Origin of the sequence: Paenibacillus sp. FSL R7-0331 (assembly GCF_000758645.1) — a bacterium.
GTDB lineage: Bacteria > Bacillota > Bacilli > Paenibacillales > Paenibacillaceae > Paenibacillus_AQ > Paenibacillus_AQ camerounensis.
The window spans coordinates 380,484-398,479 of the sequence record NZ_CP009284.1 but is presented as its reverse complement, the minus strand read 5'-3'; the positions used below and the strand labels follow the sequence as shown (position 1 = coordinate 398,479).

Sequence of the window (17,996 nt, the reverse complement as noted above, 5' to 3'; positions counted from 1 at the left end):
GTTATGCGCTGAATCCGAAGTCGGCCGGCGGCTTGTCCAGCGGTTTGCCGAAGAGATAGCCCTGGGCAAGCTCAATGCCGATATCCCGGCAATACTGGAACTCCTCGCGCCGTTCTATGCCTTCAGCCAGCACGCTGGCCCCGAAGGATCCGGCACGGCTCAGGATATCGCGAATCGTATTCTGCTTGCGTTCATCCTGATCACAGTAGCTGATCAGATTGCGGTCAATCTTCACATAATCCGGCTGGAGGCTGGACATAACCTCCACAGTCGAGTAGCCTGCGCCGACATCATCCAGCGCAACCCTCATTCCCTGTCTACGGTATTCGGCAAAAATCGCCTGTAGATGATTCATGTTGCTGATTTTCTCTGTCTCGACCACCTCGAACACGAAGTCCTCCGGGTCCTGATTCAGCCTGGCAATCGTTTCAAAGGTATGGGTAAGACAAAAATTGGGATTATAAATAGATGAGGGCAAAAAATTAACGAAACGCTTGATGCCTCTGGGCAGCAGTCTCGCACTGGTCTCAATCGCTGAGATCCGGGCAGCACGGTCTAAGAAAGAATGAAAGCCGGTTTGGCGGGCAATCTCAAACAGCTCGTAGGGCTGGAATGCGCTCCCCTCAGGCAGCGGCCGCAGCAGCAGCTCAAAGCCGACAATCTCTTCGGCAAAGTTGACAATAGGCTGCATGTGGCTGGTAAAATCATGGTTTGAAATGATGGAAATAAGATTGTCATTGGCAAATCTTATTTCTAACTGCTCCAGGGAAACCCAGCGCTCTGCCGTCATCCTGTCTGACCTGCCGCTGATGCACAGCATCAGGGAAGTACCGGCTTGCTTTTGCAGCAATTCCAGCAGCTTCAGCAGCTCAAAAAGCGCTTCTCTGGAAGCATACTTGATCATTCCCGTATTCTTCACTCCTGTAAACTCTACTCCTGAAGCTCTTAACGCGGAGGCAAGTACAAAGGTACACGGCTTAAACCGGATTTCCCCTTCATCCTCCACAGGCTCTATTGCAGAGCAGTCCCTACAGTTCATAGACATCCTCCCTCGCATCAAATGTCGAACCTTTAGTGAAGCCATTATATCATGATTTACCAATTTCCAGCCATGTGGCGCCACAAAATGACATCCTTAACTAACGCTTGCAGACACATGCTATTCACCGCTAAAAAGCCACCCGCTGAACCGGAGTCCGCAGGTGGCTGTATTCTTCGAGCTGCTAATGAAACTCTCCCGCCAGCTGTTATCTTCCTGCCGAAACGGAGGGCTGCCAGACGCCGTGCTCTTTATTTTTACCCATATACTCAATCCGTGTCGGCTTCAGCTCAAGCACTACATAATCCGGGTCCTCTGGTCCCTTGAACCATTCCTCCAGCGACTTGTTCCAGATTTTGGAGCGCAGGCCGTCGTCCTTGCTGACATCAACCCTGGCTTCGATCTCCAGCACATCCTTGCCGCCGCCCTGCTCATATCCAAGCAGCAGAAAAGCATTCGGATTATCCTTTAGCTCCTCCACCTTATGTGTTGTGCGATTGGTAGCCAGATAAATATTCAGTCCGTCATGAAATACCGCCATATAACGCACCTTAGGTTTGTTGCCGGCCTCGATCGTGCCGAAGGACCCGAACTTGTTGTCATCCAGCGCCTTGATGATAGTCTGCTCCAGCTCATTGTTATTCATGGACGAAATAGCTCCTTTCAGAAATCACGCAGATATACATTTATATATCCGCATTCACAGTTTGGATTTATCATACAATTAATCGTGCTTATTATAGTGTACCCCCTTCAATGACATTGAATCCGGGACAAAGCGATGAACGGACACCGCTGTACCGGTTCCGCTTAGCGTGGCTGTCTGCAAGTTAGGGTAATACTACACATGGCGATATTCTGATAAATAAGGTGGAACCTGCTTATGAATAGGCTTGAGGCTGAAGCTTCCGAACCGATGTTACATACTGTACTGCTGCAGTTTATTTTTCCTTTCTCCATTAAAAACGGTGAGGATGACAAGCTGATCCGGCAGCTTAAGCAGGACGGCTTCACACGCTTTTTTCTGGACAACAAGGAGCTTGAGGATGCTTATTACGGAGAAGGATACTGCGTGTCACATGAAAAAATGGAGCGCAGCTACCTCCCCTTCGCAGCCCATGTGCTGTTTCCGCGGGAAAAGGATAAGGACTCCTTCCGGCGCTTCTCCAAGGCACACGACCTCCCCTGCAGTCTGGAAATGCCCGGCCGCTCCATCGCCTTCCGGGTGCTGTCGACCGATATGTTCCTCTGCCCGTTTCAGCTGGGCTTTGTGACCATAAGGGTCCGCATTGAGGAGGATACGCTGCCTTTCAGTGTGGCCCTGGAATTCGCAGACCGGTTCCGCACGCTGGAGGACGCCAACCTGCAGGATAAGGGGACCTCCGTTCATTACGGTGACAGCTCCTATGATGAGGTCGAGGATTTTGTATTTGATTACCTGGTGCCTACCCTGAAGCCGTTTTTGGACCAGTCAGAGCTGGACGGCGCTTATTTCGAAACCCTGCCCTTCTTTGTTGATGAGCGGATGATGGTACAGGGATTTTACGGTTTGGAGCGCGGGGAGGAGGAAGAAATCGGAATGGAGCTGAAATTCCGCGCCTCCCAGCTGGATGGTCTGGACGAAAACGGCCAGCCTTATATGAGTGCCAGCAATCCGGACTATATAGCAGACTATTGCAGGGAGCATTCCTATAACCGCTGGGGTCCGGATACCTGTTACATGACCAATGAGCAGACCTTTTGCTGTCTGAGCAAGGCTAAGCCGGAGATTGCCGTCCAGCTGGCTAACCAGATGTACGGGGAGTATTACTACGGGCTGCTGCTGAGCCTTTTTCACAAAATCGTGCTGCTGAAGCTGTCCAATCTGCATTCCCGCCTGCGCATTGACCGCGACTATGATGAAATTGAGAATCTGATCTTTCTGATCAATAAGTTTTCGGCCAAATTCTATTTTATCGAGCTGATTTCGCAGTCGCAGGGCCGGGAGATTTTTTTCCAGCTGCGGAAGGTCTACGGCAATGACGCCTTATTCGGTGAAGTGAAGATGACCCTGGACGACCTGTTCCAGTATCAGGATAAATTCCAGGCTAAACGCCGGGATACGCTGCTCATGATCCTTACTATATTTACGGTGGTCAGCGGGATTTACGGGATGAACCAGGTCATTGAGGACTTGAAGGCTCCGATTGACTGGAGCAAGCTGCTGGAATACTCGCCTTTTGAATATCTCGCGCTGTTCGTCACGTTCACAGGAATTTCAGTCAGCATTTTCATGACACTGAAAGAGCTGCGGAGCAGCATCCGCAGCCGCCGCAGGAAGCGGTATTACTCCAAGGAATAGGGAGATTGCTACTGGACAACCCCAGGCGGTGCGTCTATAATACAGCGTAGAATAAGCAATACCCGATAACTTCATAGAACCAGGGGTGCTGGAATTGGCCGGCTGAGATTGTATCCCATAAGATACTGACCCTTATACCTGATCTGGATAATGCCAGCGTAGGAATCTTTAATTGCTTCCCGGCCCCCTGAGGCCGGAGCCTGCAGCCTTGCGCAACTGACTGGCGTCCCGATGAATCGGGGCGCTTTTTTTGCATATCAGATTTAGAAAAGAGAAGACTAGGGATTGCTGGAAGGAGTGAATAAAGGGAAATGGGAGTCAAAAAAAGCTTAATGCTCAGCCTGACCTGCATGCTGGCTCTGGCCATTGCCGGATGCGGCAGCAACGGGGCAAACGGAGATAACGGGGGGAAAACAGCCGGGGGAAACGCTTCTCCGGAAGCTTCTGCCGGAACAGCTGCGGATGTACCGGCTGAGCTTACCAAGATTAAGGTCGCACTGGATTGGACGCCGAACACGAATCATACCGGGCTGTATGCGGCCAAGGAGCTGGGGTATTACGAGGAAGAAGGCCTTGATGTAGAGATTGTCCAGCCGGGCGCAGCCGGAGCCGATACGATGGTGCTTTCGGGCGAGGCGGCCTTCGGGATCAGCGCCCAGGAAGCACTGACGCTGGCCCGCCTGCAGAACGTGCCGCTAGTATCCGTTGCCGCCATCATTCAGCATAATACTTCCGGATTCGCTGCACCGAAGGACCGTAACATAACATCTCCTAAAGATTTTGAAGGCAAAACCTACGGCGGCTGGGGCTCGCCGGCTGAGGAAGCAGCCATGAAAGCCATCATGGACCCTGAGGGCGGGGACGTGAAGAAGGTCAAGCTGGTGAATATCGGCGAAGCTGATTATTTCACGGCTGTGAAGCGCGACATTGATTTCGCCTGGATCTTCTACGCCTGGACCGGGATTGAGGCCGAGCTGCGCGGCGAGCCGCTCGATATGCTCTATCTCAAGGATTACGCGCCGCAGCTTGATTACTACACGCCGATCCTGACGACCAGCGAGAAGGAAATTGCCGAGCGCCCTGAGCTGGTGAAGGCCTTCCTCAAAGCGACGTCGAAAGGGTACCAGTACGCGATTGACCAGCCGGAGGCGGCAGCCGATATTCTGATCAAGGCCGTGCCGGATCTTGATCCGGAGCTTGTCCAGGCCAGCCAGAAATGGCTCAGTCCCAAGTACAAGGATGACGCTGCCCGCTGGGGTGAGCAGAAGGCTGAAATCTGGCAGAATTACGCCGACTGGATGTATGGCCTGAAGCTGCTGGACCAGCAGCTTGATGTAGAGGCTACGTTCACTAATGCGTTTTTGCCGGCGGAGTAAGTTCATATTGAGAGCTGGCTGATATCCAATACATTATATTGAGAGGATTGATTATTGTGGCAAACACACTGCTTAGCATTCAGGTTATCCCTAAAACACCGAACGGCGAGGACTCCATCCCTTATGTAGATACAGCAATCGAAGTCATTCAGAAATCCGGCGTGAAGCATCAGGTAAATCCGCTGGAAACAACGATGGAGGGTGAAATTACCGAGCTGCTCGAGGTGGTCCGTCAGATGCACGAAGCGCTCGTAGCTGCAGGCAGCCCAAGCATCATCTCCCAGATTAAAATCGCCCATAACCCGAATGGCATCAGCATGGACAAGCTGACGGAGAAATACCGGTGAGATCAGCCTTCAGGCAAATATGGCCGCCCTTAGTGGCGGTCATATTGTTTCTGGGGATCTGGCAGGCTGCGGTATCGTTATTTACCATCGATCCGTTTTTTCTGCCGGGTCCGGGCGCGGTCGCCCGTGCTTCCGCAGATAATGCCGCCAGTCTCTGGTCGCACACGGCCGCGACGCTGCGCCTGACCCTGATCGGCTTTCCGATCGGCGCAGGGGTCGGACTGATCGTAGCGCTGCTGCTGCATCTGGTGCCCTGGCTGAAACGGGCCATCTATCCGCTGCTGATCCTCAGCCAGAATGTGCCCTCCATTGCGCTCGCACCGCTGCTTGTTATCTGGTTCGGCTTTGACCTGCTGCCGAAGATTATGCTGATCATACTCGTCTGCTTCTTCCCTGTCGCCGTTGCTGCCATGGGCGGCCTTGCGCAGAGTGACCGGACGATGATGAATTATATGAAGATGGCCGGTGCAAGCAAGTGGCAGATCTTCACCAAGCTGGAGCTGCCCGGCTCCCTGCCCGCCCTGTTCTCCGGCCTGAAAATCTCCGCCACCTATGCCGTAATGGGCGTAATTGTCGCGGAATGGATCGGCGCGGACAAAGGACTGGGCTACTACATGCTGCTCCAAAAGTCAGCCTACCGTACAGCTAATCTCTTTGTCGCTATCACTATTATCGTATTACTGAGTCTGGTGCTGTTCGCAATCATCGCTATAATCGAGCGGTGGCTGGTGCGCTGGAAGCCGCGGGAATCGGAATGAGGACAGTTGCGGCTGGTCTTCGGCAGAATTAGGTGGATTTTCGCCTGTTAATTTGCTTCGGTCAGGGCCTGGGGCGGGTTTAGTTGGATTTTTGCCGGCTAATTATACCCTTTCGGCCTAACAGCAGCATTTCGGGCGAGATCAAGCTGCCTTTTTCCACCTAATTGCCGATGTTAGACGAATATTGTACGATTAGGTGGACTTTTTCCCACTAGCTATTAAGTTAATCCTTGGTTATCCATAAATATAGGCTACACCGCCGCTGTATGCGGACTCCACCCCAGGAAGGAGGGATTTCTACATGCCTCACTCATCACATAAAGGAGCATCTCCCGGGAAACCGCTCCCCCGGGGCACGGGGGCGACGGATGCTGCCGGCCCGACAGTACGGGAAACCGCTGCCTCCTCGGCGCCAGCTACTGTAAACGCCACGAGCTCTTTAGCACCGGCAACCACTACCTCGTCGGCGCTAGCAACTGAAATCGCCACGAGCTCTTTAGCACCGGCAACCGCCGCCTCCTCGGCACCGGCATTAAATACCGCCGGTACAGCACCCGGCGCAGCTGCACAGGGCCTGCCGCCGGCGCTCGAGGTCCGCGGCGTCTCCAAAACGTTCAGACGCGGCCGCAAGGAGACCCGCGTACTGAACGAAGTGTCCCTGACGGTCGAGCCGCAGGAGTTCGTCTCGATCCTCGGCCCGTCCGGCTGCGGCAAAAGCACCCTGTTCCATATCATCGGCGGCCTTGAGACGCCGGATACCGGAACAGTCCGCATGAACGGCAGCGCCGTGACCGGGCAGCGCGGCGAGATTAGCTATATGCCGCAGCAGCCTGCGCTGTTCCCATGGCGCAGCACCCTGGACAACGTCCTGCTCGCCGGCGAGCTGAAGGGCGAGCCGCAGGCCGCCGCACGGGAGAACGCCCGCCGCTGGCTGGACAAGGTCGGGCTGGGCGGCTTCGAGCGTGCTTATCCGCACATGCTGTCCGGCGGCATGCAGCAGCGGGCCGCCTTCCTGCGCGCCCTGCTGGCGCCGCAGGAGCTGATGCTGCTGGATGAGCCGTTCAGCGCGCTGGATGCGCTGACGCGCAGTGACATGCAGCGCTGGCTGCTGGAGCTGTGGGAGGAGAACCGCCGCTCCGTGCTGTTCATCACCCACAACATTGAGGAGGCGCTGCTGCTGTCGAGCCGGATCTACGTCTTCTCCGGCCGTCCCGGCTCCATCCTCCACACGGTAGACGTGCCTTTTCCCCGGCCGCGCCGTGATGAAATCACCGACACACCGGAGTTCCTGCAGCTCAAACGCCAGCTGTCACAGTGGATGCGCGAGGAGCAGGCAAAGAGCAGGACATAGCAGAAGGACAGCGATCCGGCTGCACCGCTGCGACAATACACGCTTGTATACCCCAAGCCCCGCCACCTGCCCCAGCAGGACAGCGGGGCTTTTTTGGGCTATCAGCCGAGCAGACTGTTCTCACTATCAAAGAAAGAAAGCAATAAATATCAAAAACGCGCGGCCGGATTCTGATAATCTTTTACACAGAGGGGGTGAGACACTGAGTTACACTGCTATGATCCAAAAGACAATCGAATACATCGAGACCAGCCTGCATGAAGAACTTCCGCTGGAACGTATCGCGCAGTTTATCGGATTTTCCAAATATCATTATCACCGGATTTTTCAAAAGGAAGTAGGCGTGACCTTATCCGAATATATCCGCTACCGGAGAATTGCCAACGCCGCCAACCTCTTGCTGTACACCGACAAAAAAATCATCGACATCGCCGTCCATTACCGGTTCGAAACCCAGGAATCGTTCACACGCGCTTTTAAAAAGTATTATCACCTGCCGCCCGGACAATACCGGGCAATTATCGGCAGCCTAACCCGGCAAAAGGAGGAAACAAAAATGAAGCAGGAAGAAGCAATTAAGGGGTGGTTTCTCAGCGGAAGTCATCCGTTCAATTATTCAATGGAACTGGACCGCAAGACGTTTCATAAGGGAAAAGCCTCCGGGCTTCTGAAATCGGTAACCGTTGAAGGGGTGGATGAATTCGCCACCATGATGCAGCAGTTCAAGGCAGATAAGCATCTAGGCAAGCGGATCAAGCTGTCCGGGTTCCTGAAAACAGCCGGGGTCAGCGGCTTTAGCGGCTTTTGGATGAGAATAGATAATAATCTTGGAGACATTGTGCAGTTTGACAATATGAGCAACCGGCCGGTAACCGGGGATAGCGAATGGAACCATTATGCCATTGTTCTGGACGTGCCGGACAACAGTGCCGTTGTATCCTTCGGGGTCATTCTTTCCGGATGCGGCCGCGTATGGGTGGATGAGCTTAGGTTCGAGGAAGTGGATGGCAGCATCGCGGTGACAAACCTGAATTACACGCAGGATCTGTTAGATGAGCCGGTTAATCTGTCCTTTGAGGAGTAGTGTTCATGCTTACACGCGGATTGTGCGGCTGACTGCGGGATATGCGTTCAGTAACGCTGATTGTTGCCATGCCCATGCTTATGATGGTCCTGTATCACTTCGATCAACAAGAACCCTCCGTTCTTTCTGAAAAAGTAAGATAAGAATAAGCATGGCCCCCGGCACCGCCGGTACACCATGCTTATTTAATCCGGTATCAATTAACGCTTCATAAAGCCCTTCTCCTGCAGAAAATCCTTCAGGTGCAGACGCGCAGGCTCAGCGAGCCGCTTGGCCATCATAGCTGACCACGGGGCGCTGCTCTGTCCGCCGGTCCGTTTATGCATGTAGTCACTGCTTACCTTGTCGTAGATTTCAACCTGCGACGCCGTTGTTTCTTTGTCGTAGCCGTTGTAGTGCAGTACCGCGGACAGCGGCAGGCGCGGACGCAGACCGGATTCACCGGCCGGGGTACCGAGGCACATGCCGAATACCGGATAGACCAGTTCTGGCAGGCCGAGCAGCTCGGATACAGCGGCGCCGTTGTTGCGGATGCCGCCGATGTAGACGACCCCAAGCCCCAAGGACTCTGCAGCAACCGCTGCGTTCTGTGCAGCCAAAGCAACGTCAACGGTGGCGACAATCAGGTTCTCTGTTGTATCCTCATAGGTTTCTGCATCGCCCAGATGCGGGCGGACTGTCTCCTTCAGCCGGTAGAGATCGGCACACCACACCAGAAACACGGGGCACTGTTCAATATAAGCCTGATTGCCGGAATAGGCGGAGAGCTGGGCCTTAAGCGCAGCATCAGTCACAGCTATGACGCTGTAAGCCTGCACATTGCTGGAGGTGGAGGCCATCTGCGCCGCGCCGATAATGGCGGCAAGCTGCTCATCAGTTACAGGAGTGTCCAGGTACTGGCGTACCGAGGCATGCTTCATTAACAGCGATAGGGTCTCGTTATCCGGACTGCCTGCCGCAGCCTTTTGTTCATCACTCATGGTTAAATCGCTCCTTATTCCTGCCGCCGGCTACAGCTTCACCCGCTGCAGCCGCAGCGCATTGAGTACAACCGACACGGAGCTGAAGGCCATCGCGGCTCCTGCGAGCCACGGTGCCAGAAAGCCCAGTGCGGCTATCGGTATCCCAATTGTATTGTAAGCGAGCGCCCAGAACAAATTCTGCTTGATATTACGCAGGGTTTTGCGGCTCATCAGAATAGCATCAGGGATGCTCATCAGATCACCGCGCATAAGCGTAATGTCTGCCGCTTCCATGGCAATGTCCGTACCGGTGCCGATTGCCATTCCGGTATCGGCGGTAGCCAGCGCCGGCGCGTCATTGATTCCGTCGCCGACCATTGCCACCTTCACTCCGCCGCTCTGCAGCCTGCGGATTTCATCCGCCTTACCTTCGGGCAGCACCTCTGCCAGCACGGTGTGGATTCCGGCCTGCTGGGCAATAGCTTCTGCGGTCAGCTTATTGTCACCCGTTATCATCACTACCTCAATGCCCATCTCATGCAGTCTGGCTACCGCTGCCTTCGAGGTCTCTTTAATGGTATCGGCAACAGCCACAATACCGGCGATGCTTCCGTCCACAGACACCAGCATCGCGGTCTTGCCTTCCTGCTCCAGCTTCTTCATCAGCGGAGCCCACGGGCCGGGATCTGCGCCGCTCTCCTCCATCATCCGCCGGGTACCCACCAGCACTGCCGCTCCGTCAACTGCCGCTGAGATACCCCTGCCCGGTACGGCCTGGAACTGCTCTGCCGCCGGGAGTGCAAGCCCGCGTACAGCAGCGCCGGCCACAATAGCCTCAGCGAGCGGATGCTCCGATAGCTTCTCTGCTGCCGCAGTAACCGCCAGCAGCCGGTTCTCCGCCAGCTCCTTGCCGTGCGCGGGAATTCCGGTAGTGGTCAGGATATCCGTCAGCACCGGCTTGCCGCTGGTCACCGTACCGGTCTTATCCAGCACAACAATCCGGATGTCCCTGGCCGCTTCAAGATGCTCTCCGCCCTTAAACAGAATTCCGAATTCGGCAGCCCGGCCCGAGCCGGCCATAATCGAGGTCGGCGTCGCCAGGCCAAGCGCACAGGGGCAGGCGATGACGAGCACGGCAATGGCTTTTTCCAGTGCATCGGCAAATTGTCCGGGTGCCCCCCAGAGGTACCAGATGAAGAAGGTTACTACAGCTATACCGACCACGATGGGCACAAAAATACCGGAAATTACATCGGCAATCCGCTGAATCGGCGCTTTCGAGCCCTGTGCCTCCTCTACCACGCGGATGATCTGCGCCAGGGCGGTATCGCGTCCTACCTTACGGGCTTCTATCTTGAGCATTCCGTTTTTGTTAACTGTAGCCCCGATTACAGGGTCACCCGGCTTCTTCTCCACCGGGATGCTCTCCCCTGTCAGCATCGACTCATCCACAGAAGACAAACCTTCCAGAACCTGCCCGTCAACCGGTATCTTCGTACCCGGCTTCACCATGACAATATCCCCGGGAATAACCTCTTCTATAGAGATGCTGATCTCTTCACCGCCGCGGATAACCAGCGCGGTCTTGGCCTGCAGCCCCATCAGGCTGCGGATGGCATCCGAGGAACGGCCCTTGGCAAGCGCCTCAAACCATTTACCTACCAGTATAAGGGTGATCAGGACTGCGCTCGTTTCATAATACATGTCGACCGAATGGTTCATCCCGCTCATGCCAAGAGAGTCTATGGTCAGATACAGACTGTAAAAATAGGCCGCCGAGGTACCAAGCACAACCAGGACGTCCATATTGGCACTGCCGTTCTTCAGCGCCTTATAGGCGCTCACATAAAACTGCCAGCCGATAAGGAACTGGACAGGGGTCGCCAGCACAAGCTGGAACCAGGGGTTCATCAGCAGGTCCGGCGCCGGAATCCAGGCAGTGAAGGAGAAATGGCCCGCCATTGCCCACAGCAGCGGAAAGGAAAGAACCGCCGAAATGATCCATTTATTCCGCTTGCGTATAATCTCCTGCCCCCGCTGGTCCGCTGTTTCCTTGCGGTCCTGCTTCAGCGACGCCTTATAGCCGATGCTGCTGACCTTCTCCATAATATCGGCCGTGCTGACATTACCCGGTGTATATTCAACATGTGCCGTCTCCAGCGCCAGATTCACATTCACCGACGCAATGCCCGGCATCCGGCCGAGCACCTTCTCGATCCGTGCCGAGCAGGCGGCGCAGGTCATACCTGTAATATCGAAATCCGCCGATTCCTTAAGCGTATCGTAACCGAGCGAACGGATCTTCTCTTCAATCTGCGGCAATCCGGCAACTGCAGGATCAAACCCCACTGTCGCCTGCTCCAGTGCAAGGTTTACATTAACCTGCGATACCCCCTCCATCCGCGACAGCCCCTTCTCAATCCGGGCTGCACAGGCGGAGCAGGTCATGCCTGTAACCTGCAGCGTAGCCTGCTGCCGGCCCGCTTCTGCACTCTTTTCCATTGGCCAAACACCTCCATATACCCCATTGGGGTATCGTTCTGAGAAAAATAAAAGGCATGGATGCCACCGGACCCCGTAACGGGTCCCGGCTCCAGGCCTTTATTGCCGGAATCCGGCTTACACCACGTCGTATCCCTGATCCTCGATGGCTTCTTTAATAACATTAAGGCTTACTTTACTCTCGTCATACTCCACAGCCACTTTCTTGGCCTGCAGATCTACCTTGGCAGCAGCGCCTACGCCGCTTACCGCTTTCTCTACAGCACTGACACAGTGTCCGCAGGACATTCCCTCAACCGTTAAAGTTACGTTTGACATGGTAAACCCTCCTATAAAATGTTGTTGTGGCGATTAACCTGTAATGCCCTATTTCATGAGCTTGTTGACCGTAATCAGCAGCTCGTCGATAACCTCATGCTCTCCGGCCTCAATCCGCTCCACGATACAGCTGCGCATATGGCCTTCCAGCAGCAGCTTACCGACTCCGCCGAGCGCAGCCTGAACAGCTGCCAGCTGGTTAAGCACGTCATCGCAGTACGTATCGCGCTCAATCATGCCTTTAATCCCGCGGATCTGTCCTTCTATCCGGTTAAGCCGGGTAGCCAGTCCGTTCTTAAATTCCTCGGAATGGTGGCTCTTGCGCACACCCGGAGCATGACAGCTGCTGTCGCAGGCTGCAGGAGTCTGCTTCTCTTCCTTTGGTGCCATCTAACATACCTCCCTGTATCCTGGCTGCAAACCAAGCTTAACATACCCCCCGTGGGTATGTCGAGAAAATTATTTATGCAGTAAAAAAGGATTTTGTTCAAATGACAGCGAATACCCATGAAGAAGCCAATATTTACATATTTTTTTATTCTGAATCAGAGGCAGGTAAGCTTTAATGGTTTACGATGGCATTATTATCGGTTTCATTGCCGGCTTATTCCGGGGCGGACTTAAGCACGGCCTTGTCCAGTTCAGCAACATCCGGCTTAAGTCAGGCTGGATCTTCCCGCTGCTGCTGGTATTCCAATTTTTGATGTTTTATATGCAGGAGCGCTCGTCCACTGTTGCCGCAGCCAGCGGATATATCTATATCGCTGTGTATGTGGTAGGGCTGATTTTTTTATGGTTGAACCGGCACAACAAAGGATTCTGGCTGATTATGATAGGCGTATTCCTGAACTTTCTGGTTATGCTTGTCAACGGAGGAAGAATGCCGGTATCCTACGAGGCGGCGTCCGTTCTGGACCCGATCTATCTGGAGATGCTCAAAAGCGGCGATGCAGTTACCAAGCACTACCTGCTTGATGCTTCGACCCGCCTGGCCTTTCTGGGTGACATTATCCCCCTGTCCAGCCCTTATCCGCGTACGCAGGCTATCAGTATTGGTGACGTAGTAATGAATTTCGGAATCTTCCTGTTCATCCTTCACATTATGACACCTGCCGCCACAACCCGGAATACGCAGCCTGATATGCAGGGATAAGCCGCTAACTGATTATATGAAGGGAGGATTCTTCTGTGAAAAAGAAAGTGGAAGGCATTAAATATTCCCGTCTGGCGATCAATGCTATTATCGTAGCGTCTGTTGTTGTCGCTCTGACTTCAGGCTTCAAGATTGGCGGACTATAATATGATCTGCAACGAAACAGGTGGGACCTTCCGCCTGTTTCTTTACATTACGGCTATTCAATTATTCCTAAAACCATTATTATGTACAAAGGAATATTCTGATAATGTAAAGAGGGGTCCTCATGTCTAAACTTAAATCTTTTGTTGCAACGCTGGATTCAGGCCACATGTATGCACTGTCCGTATGCCTGATCGGCATGGGACTGTTTTCATATAGTAACCGCTTTGAGTTCCTCCACTACTCCACCTCCACCTGGGTCTGGGTTTATGCGATGACCAGCGCCTGCCTTATTCTTAACTTCTTCATGATCCAGCTTCCGCCGGAAGGCAATGAGCAGTCGATGGATTCATCGGTGTATCTGGCTTGCATCTTCATATTCGGGCCGGGATTTACACTGACTGTCCTGCTGCTGAACTGTATATTTTTTGCTGTCATAGATCGCAGCACACGCTGGTGGAAGCATCTGACTAATTTTTTTATCTACTCCACTATGATCATTGCATCAGGCGCCTGCTTTCATTACCTTGGAGGAAACCCCGGACCGCTTGTAAATACTCAGCTATTCACTTATCTTATTGTATTGGCCGTTTATTTTTCCACTAATACCCTGATGGTTGTTTTATATTATTACATTTTGTACCGGGCTACGCTTTACGAAACCATCAAAGGCATGATTAAAGATGCGATGTTCGTTTATCTGTGTACTTTAGTGCTTTCCCTCGTGTTGACGGTGCTCGTCTATCACAATCAGATTCTCGGGCTGCTGCTCTTCATGGCCCTGGCGGTGCTGCTCTGCCAATCCTTCAAGAAGCTGTTTGCCATGTACCGCAGCATTGAGGAAAGAGCCAATACCGACCAGCGGACAGGACTGTTCAACCATAGCTACTTTGAGGAAGTTCTCGAACAGGAAATTCAGAAATCACGGTCCTCAGGCACGCCCTTATCGCTTGCTATGATTGATCTTGACGACTTCAAAAAATATAACGATCACTTTGGCCACCTTCAGGGGGACAAGCTGATCTCCTTTGTCGGGGAGCTGCTTAAGACAGAGTCCCGGAAATCAGGCACGATCGCTGCGAGGTACGGCGGCGAAGAATTCACCCTGCTGATGCCCGGCTATGACAGCCAGGAGGCCCGGACCTATATTGACCAGCTGCGTATAAAGCTCAACAACAGCCGCTTTGAAGGTGTTGAAATCTTCCCGCTCGGCTGCCTTGCCTTCTCGGCCGGGGTTGCCGCCAGCAGCAGCGACATCCATGATAAGTCCCAGCTCGTCGACCATGCCGATCAGGCACTCTACTACTCCAAACGCCAGGGCAAAAATACCGTCCACACGTACGGAATGCATTCCCCGCTGGAGCAGGAGCTGGACTTTAGCCAGGATGTGCGGGATATCGAGCAGCAGCTTAACCTGTTCATGTACAAGGATATGGAGACGTTCCGCCATTCCAAACGCGTCTTCCGTTATGCAATGGATATGAGCGAAATTCTGGACATGGATGCCATATCCAAACGAAATTTCACTCTGGGGGCGCTGATTCACGACATCGGCAAGCTGGAGATACCCTGGAGCATCCTGAACAAAACAGACAAGCTCGCCCCCGAGGAATGGGAAATGGTAAAGTGGCATGTCACCTGGGGCAAAAAAATGGCGCTGACCAACGACAAGTTCAAGGAGCTCGCTCCTTATATTGAACTGCATCATGAACGCTACGACGGCAAAGGTTATCCGTACGGCTTCAAGGGTGAGGAAATCCCCCGCCTCTGCCGGATGCTTACGATAATTGACTCCTTCGATGCCATGACCACCGAACGCCCGTACCAGCCGACCAAATCCTTCGATGAAGCGGTCATTGAGCTGCGTGCCTGTGCCGGAAGCCAGTTCGATCCGGAGCTTACGGAGATTTTCATCCAATATTTAGAGACCAGAGAGCCCCGGCACGGAAGTGCGGTGATGTAGATCGCCGCTGTCCGCCGGCCGGCTCTTTTTTATGAGCAGCTGTGGCTTTCCCTCTCCCCTTGTTCGCATACATCCCCTCAGTTACGCCCATACTTTCTACTGAATGCCGAAAAATAATTGTTGCTACCCTATTCAAATTTGAATATAATAAGGTCTGTTTCTAGAATGAACGTGAAAAGGAGTCTGCGAAGCATGCATACTAAAGAAAGTAATTTAAAGCTCGTGGTTGTCGGCCTGCTGCTGGGTATTCTGATGTCCGCAATGGATAATACCATTGTAGCTTCAGCTATGGGCACCATCGTATCCGAGCTTGGCGGTCTCGACAAAATTGTCTGGGTCACCTCCGCATATATGGTTATGGTCATGGCCGGCACGCCGATTTTCGGCAAGCTGTCGGATATGTACGGCCGCAAACGGTTCTTCATCTTCGGCCTTATCGTGTTCCTGGCAGGTTCTGCCCTGTGCGGAACGGCAGCCAGCATTACACAGCTCAGTATTTACCGGGCCATTCAGGGGATTGGCGGCGGTGCACTGATGCCGATCGCCTTCACCATTGTGTTCGATATTTATCCGCCTGAAAAAAGAGGTAAGCTGACCGGACTCTTCGGCGCCGTCTTCGGCATCTCCAGCGTCATCGGGCCGCTTCTGGGCGCGTACATTACCGATTATCTCAGCTGGCAGTGGGTATTCTACATCAACCTGCCGATTGGCATCGTCGCCTTTATCCTGATCATGACGTCTTATAAAGAATCCATCTCTCATGCCAAGCAGCGGATTGACTGGGGCGGCGCTTTTACGCTTGTCGGCTCGATCATCTGCCTGATGTTCGCCCTTGAGCTTGGCGGCAACCAGTATACCTGGGATTCCGCTACCATTCTCGGCTTGTTCGCCGGCTTTGCCGTGCTGCTGATTGCCTTCATCTTTATCGAACGATCGGCATCAGAGCCCGTAATTTCATTCGCGATGTTCGGCAAACGGTTATTTGCAACCAGCAGCCTGATCGGTCTGTTCTACGGCTCCACCTTTATTGTGGCTACAGTCTACATCCCAATCTTCGTGCAGGGTGTTAACGGCGGCTCGGCTACCAACTCAGGGCTGATCCTGATGCCGATGATGATCGGCACCGTGCTCGGAAGCCAGATCGGCGGGCTGCTCACTACCAAGACCAGCTTCCGCAACATTATGCTGCTCTCAGCAGTGTGCTTCCTGGCAGGGGTATTCTGCCTGAGCACGTTGTCACCGGAAACCTCGCGGCTGATGCTGAATCTCTTTATGCTGCTGACCGGCTTCGGCGTCGGCTTCTCCTTCTCGGTGCTCAGCATGTCTTCGATCCATCATTTTGACATCCGGCAGCGCGGCTCTGCGACCTCCACCAGCACCTTCATGCGTTCACTCGGCATGACGCTCGGGATTACAATCTTCGGGATTATTCAGCGCAACAGCTTCACGAACGGCCTGAGCAGCGCTTTCGGCAACAGTGAACAGGCTGCCTCCTTCGGTAGTCCGCAGGCAGCGCTGACTCCGGAGGCCCGGGCCAATATTCCCGCTGACGTACTGGGCAAGATTACCGGCTCACTGTCCGATTCCATCTCCCGTACCTTTATGTGGGCGCTGATTCCAGCAGTGCTCGGGGTAGTGTTTGTCATCCTGATGCCTAAGGACCGGCTTACACTTAAGCCGAAGACAGCTCAGCCCTCCGGCAACCGGGGGTAACCCGCAATGTCGATGAAAATGGTAATTCTCGGCCTGCTGCAGGAAAAAGACATGCATCCTTATGAGATTACACTCATTATGAAGGAGCGCATGTACGACCAGATGATGAAGCTGCAGATGGGCTCACTCTACTATGCTGTCGACAGGCTGGCGCAGGAGGAGTATATCGAAGCCGGGGAAACGATCCGCAGCAATGACCGCCCGGACAAAACCATTTACCGGATCAACGGTAAAGGTAAAGCCCTGTTCGAGCAGCTGATCCTGCAGCAGATCAAGAAGGTCGAGCTGGTCTACCACCCTCTCTACATGGCTCTGGCGCTGTCGCGGTATATTGACCAGGATAAGGTGGAAAAGGTGCTGGAGGAACGTATCCGTGAGATTGAGCATCAGGTCAATTATGCTTATCAGGTCTACGAGGAGCATATTTCTGTTGTTCCCCGCTCGGCACTGCACCTGATGTACGGCCGGTACGAACACAGCCTTACCGAGCTGAAATGGCTGAAACGGCTGTACGCGGATGTTACGGCACGCAAGCTTAACGATTTCGGCACACCGTTGTCACTATAGATAAGTATGGTCAAAGGGGCCCTAAGAGGGGCCTCTTTGCTGTTTAGTAACACCTGAAACGGTGTATTAACGTGCAAACTATTCTTTAAGAGAGCGAGGGATTTCATATGGACACGGAAAAAGAGTCACTGAAGCAGCGCAGGCTGCAGGGAGACGAGCGTGATCACCCTGAGCAGTACCCGACAGACAAGCCAAGCCTGTTCGATCTGCATGAGAGCGAGCAGCATGTTGATCCTATTCCGGTAGAGGACCTGACGCTGGAGAAACAGGAGGAGAAGGATAAGGAAGGTACGAAGCACCGCTCCTCCAGTGACAAAAAGTACCATACCGGCTTCTGAGGGTGTACAATATCCCTGAGCTGTTATTCCATTGTGACGG

Annotated in this window: 17 protein-coding genes and 1 riboswitch; of the genes, 11 read left to right on the top strand and 6 right to left on the bottom strand. The window is 53.5% G+C overall.

Annotated features, from left to right (window positions below; all coding sequences use genetic code 11):
- Position 1 precedes the first annotated feature (1 nt).
- Complete coding sequence (locus R70331_RS01735) at positions 2-1,039, bottom strand: EAL domain-containing protein (protein WP_042172335.1); 1,038 nt, start codon at positions 1,037-1,039, stop codon at positions 2-4.
- Positions 1,040-1,247: 208 nt separating this feature from the next.
- On the bottom strand, positions 1,248-1,685 hold the full coding sequence (locus R70331_RS01730; protein WP_042172334.1) for a pyridoxamine 5'-phosphate oxidase family protein: 438 nt from the start codon (positions 1,683-1,685) through the stop codon (positions 1,248-1,250).
- 237 nt (positions 1,686-1,922) lie between these two features.
- Here R70331_RS01730 and R70331_RS01725 point away from each other — a divergent pair, with 237 nt between their 5' ends.
- From R70331_RS01725 to R70331_RS01700, 6 genes are all read left to right on the top strand, one after another.
- Positions 1,923-3,380 carry a hypothetical protein gene (locus R70331_RS01725; protein ID WP_042172331.1) on the top strand — a complete coding sequence of 486 codons (1,458 nt, stop codon included), beginning with the start codon at positions 1,923-1,925 and terminating at the stop codon, positions 3,378-3,380.
- Positions 3,381-3,451: 71 nt separating this feature from the next.
- Positions 3,452-3,562: riboswitch (TPP riboswitch) on the top strand.
- Between the two features lie 129 nt (positions 3,563-3,691).
- On the top strand, positions 3,692-4,756 hold the full coding sequence (locus R70331_RS01720; RefSeq protein WP_042172329.1) for an ABC transporter substrate-binding protein: 1,065 nt from the start codon (positions 3,692-3,694) through the stop codon (positions 4,754-4,756).
- Between the two features lie 56 nt (positions 4,757-4,812).
- Positions 4,813-5,103: a thiamine-binding protein gene (locus R70331_RS01715; protein WP_042172327.1), complete on the top strand. Its 291-nt coding sequence runs from the start codon at positions 4,813-4,815 to the stop codon at positions 5,101-5,103.
- The gene (locus R70331_RS01710) at positions 5,100-5,861 is read left to right on the top strand and encodes an ABC transporter permease (RefSeq protein ID WP_042172325.1); all 762 of its coding nucleotides are present in this window, start codon (positions 5,100-5,102) and stop codon (positions 5,859-5,861) included. The genes R70331_RS01715 and R70331_RS01710 overlap by 4 nt, the downstream gene beginning before the upstream one ends.
- A gap of 301 nt (positions 5,862-6,162) precedes the next feature.
- Positions 6,163-7,212: an ABC transporter ATP-binding protein gene (locus R70331_RS01705; RefSeq protein WP_081947432.1), complete on the top strand. Its 1,050-nt coding sequence runs from the start codon at positions 6,163-6,165 to the stop codon at positions 7,210-7,212.
- Positions 7,213-7,414: 202 nt separating this feature from the next.
- A complete protein-coding gene (locus tag R70331_RS01700; protein WP_156131223.1) occupies positions 7,415-8,296 on the top strand; it encodes a helix-turn-helix transcriptional regulator in 882 nt (293 codons plus the stop codon).
- Between the two features lie 200 nt (positions 8,297-8,496).
- Here the strand turns inward: R70331_RS01700 and nfsA are convergent, their stop codons facing one another.
- From nfsA to R70331_RS01680, 4 genes are all read right to left on the bottom strand, one after another.
- Entirely contained in the window at positions 8,497-9,276 is a 780-nt protein-coding gene (gene nfsA, locus R70331_RS01695) for an oxygen-insensitive NADPH nitroreductase (protein WP_042172322.1), read from the bottom strand.
- A gap of 30 nt (positions 9,277-9,306) precedes the next feature.
- Entirely contained in the window at positions 9,307-11,760 is a 2,454-nt protein-coding gene (locus tag R70331_RS01690) for a heavy metal translocating P-type ATPase (protein ID WP_042172320.1), read from the bottom strand.
- A 117-nt stretch (positions 11,761-11,877) separates the two neighbouring features.
- Positions 11,878-12,078, bottom strand: a complete 201-nt coding sequence (locus tag R70331_RS01685) for a copper ion binding protein (protein ID WP_042172318.1) — start codon at positions 12,076-12,078, stop codon at positions 11,878-11,880.
- Between the two features lie 48 nt (positions 12,079-12,126).
- Positions 12,127-12,468: a metal-sensitive transcriptional regulator gene (locus R70331_RS01680; RefSeq protein ID WP_042172316.1), complete on the bottom strand. Its 342-nt coding sequence runs from the start codon at positions 12,466-12,468 to the stop codon at positions 12,127-12,129.
- Positions 12,469-12,643: 175 nt separating this feature from the next.
- On the opposite strand from R70331_RS01680, the gene R70331_RS01675 reads away from it, so the two are divergent.
- The 5 genes from R70331_RS01675 to R70331_RS01655 all read left to right on the top strand — a co-directional run bounded on the left by R70331_RS01675 (position 12,644) and on the right by R70331_RS01655 (position 17,956).
- A complete protein-coding gene (locus R70331_RS01675) occupies positions 12,644-13,231 on the top strand; it encodes a DUF5317 domain-containing protein (protein WP_042172314.1) in 588 nt (195 codons plus the stop codon).
- A gap of 268 nt (positions 13,232-13,499) precedes the next feature.
- Positions 13,500-15,338, top strand: a complete 1,839-nt coding sequence (locus R70331_RS01670) for a bifunctional diguanylate cyclase/phosphohydrolase (RefSeq protein ID WP_042172312.1) — start codon at positions 13,500-13,502, stop codon at positions 15,336-15,338.
- A gap of 192 nt (positions 15,339-15,530) precedes the next feature.
- Positions 15,531-17,051: an MDR family MFS transporter gene (locus tag R70331_RS01665; protein WP_042172310.1), complete on the top strand. Its 1,521-nt coding sequence runs from the start codon at positions 15,531-15,533 to the stop codon at positions 17,049-17,051.
- A gap of 6 nt (positions 17,052-17,057) precedes the next feature.
- Positions 17,058-17,618 (top strand): PadR family transcriptional regulator, encoded by a 561-nt coding sequence (locus R70331_RS01660; protein WP_042172308.1) that lies wholly within the window; start codon positions 17,058-17,060, stop codon positions 17,616-17,618.
- Positions 17,619-17,725: 107 nt separating this feature from the next.
- The gene (locus R70331_RS01655; protein ID WP_042172306.1) at positions 17,726-17,956 is read left to right on the top strand and encodes a hypothetical protein; all 231 of its coding nucleotides are present in this window, start codon (positions 17,726-17,728) and stop codon (positions 17,954-17,956) included.
- Positions 17,957-17,996 lie beyond the last annotated feature (40 nt).

Excerpts from the sequence above, each read along its gene's own strand:
- R70331_RS01690 (WP_042172320.1), bottom strand. The coding sequence starts at position 11,760 with ATGGAAAAGAGTGCAGAAGCGGGCCGGCAGCAGGCTACGCTGCAGGTT.
- R70331_RS01675 (WP_042172314.1), top strand. The coding sequence starts at position 12,644 with ATGGTTTACGATGGCATTATTATCGGTTTCATTGCCGGCTTATTCCGG.
- R70331_RS01730 (WP_042172334.1), bottom strand. The coding sequence starts at position 1,685 with ATGAATAACAATGAGCTGGAGCAGACTATCATCAAGGCGCTGGATGAC.
- R70331_RS01680 (WP_042172316.1), bottom strand. The coding sequence starts at position 12,468 with ATGGCACCAAAGGAAGAGAAGCAGACTCCTGCAGCCTGCGACAGCAGC.
- R70331_RS01735 (WP_042172335.1), bottom strand. The coding sequence starts at position 1,039 with ATGAACTGTAGGGACTGCTCTGCAATAGAGCCTGTGGAGGATGAAGGG.
- R70331_RS01685 (WP_042172318.1), bottom strand. The coding sequence starts at position 12,078 with ATGTCAAACGTAACTTTAACGGTTGAGGGAATGTCCTGCGGACACTGT.
- R70331_RS01725 (WP_042172331.1), top strand. The coding sequence starts at position 1,923 with ATGAATAGGCTTGAGGCTGAAGCTTCCGAACCGATGTTACATACTGTA.
- R70331_RS01665 (WP_042172310.1), top strand. The coding sequence starts at position 15,531 with ATGCATACTAAAGAAAGTAATTTAAAGCTCGTGGTTGTCGGCCTGCTG.
- R70331_RS01655 (WP_042172306.1), top strand. The coding sequence starts at position 17,726 with ATGGACACGGAAAAAGAGTCACTGAAGCAGCGCAGGCTGCAGGGAGAC.
- R70331_RS01705 (WP_081947432.1), top strand. The coding sequence starts at position 6,163 with ATGCCTCACTCATCACATAAAGGAGCATCTCCCGGGAAACCGCTCCCC.
- R70331_RS01720 (WP_042172329.1), top strand. The coding sequence starts at position 3,692 with ATGGGAGTCAAAAAAAGCTTAATGCTCAGCCTGACCTGCATGCTGGCT.
- R70331_RS01660 (WP_042172308.1), top strand. The coding sequence starts at position 17,058 with ATGTCGATGAAAATGGTAATTCTCGGCCTGCTGCAGGAAAAAGACATG.
- nfsA (WP_042172322.1), bottom strand. The coding sequence starts at position 9,276 with ATGAGTGATGAACAAAAGGCTGCGGCAGGCAGTCCGGATAACGAGACC.
- R70331_RS01670 (WP_042172312.1), top strand. The coding sequence starts at position 13,500 with ATGTCTAAACTTAAATCTTTTGTTGCAACGCTGGATTCAGGCCACATG.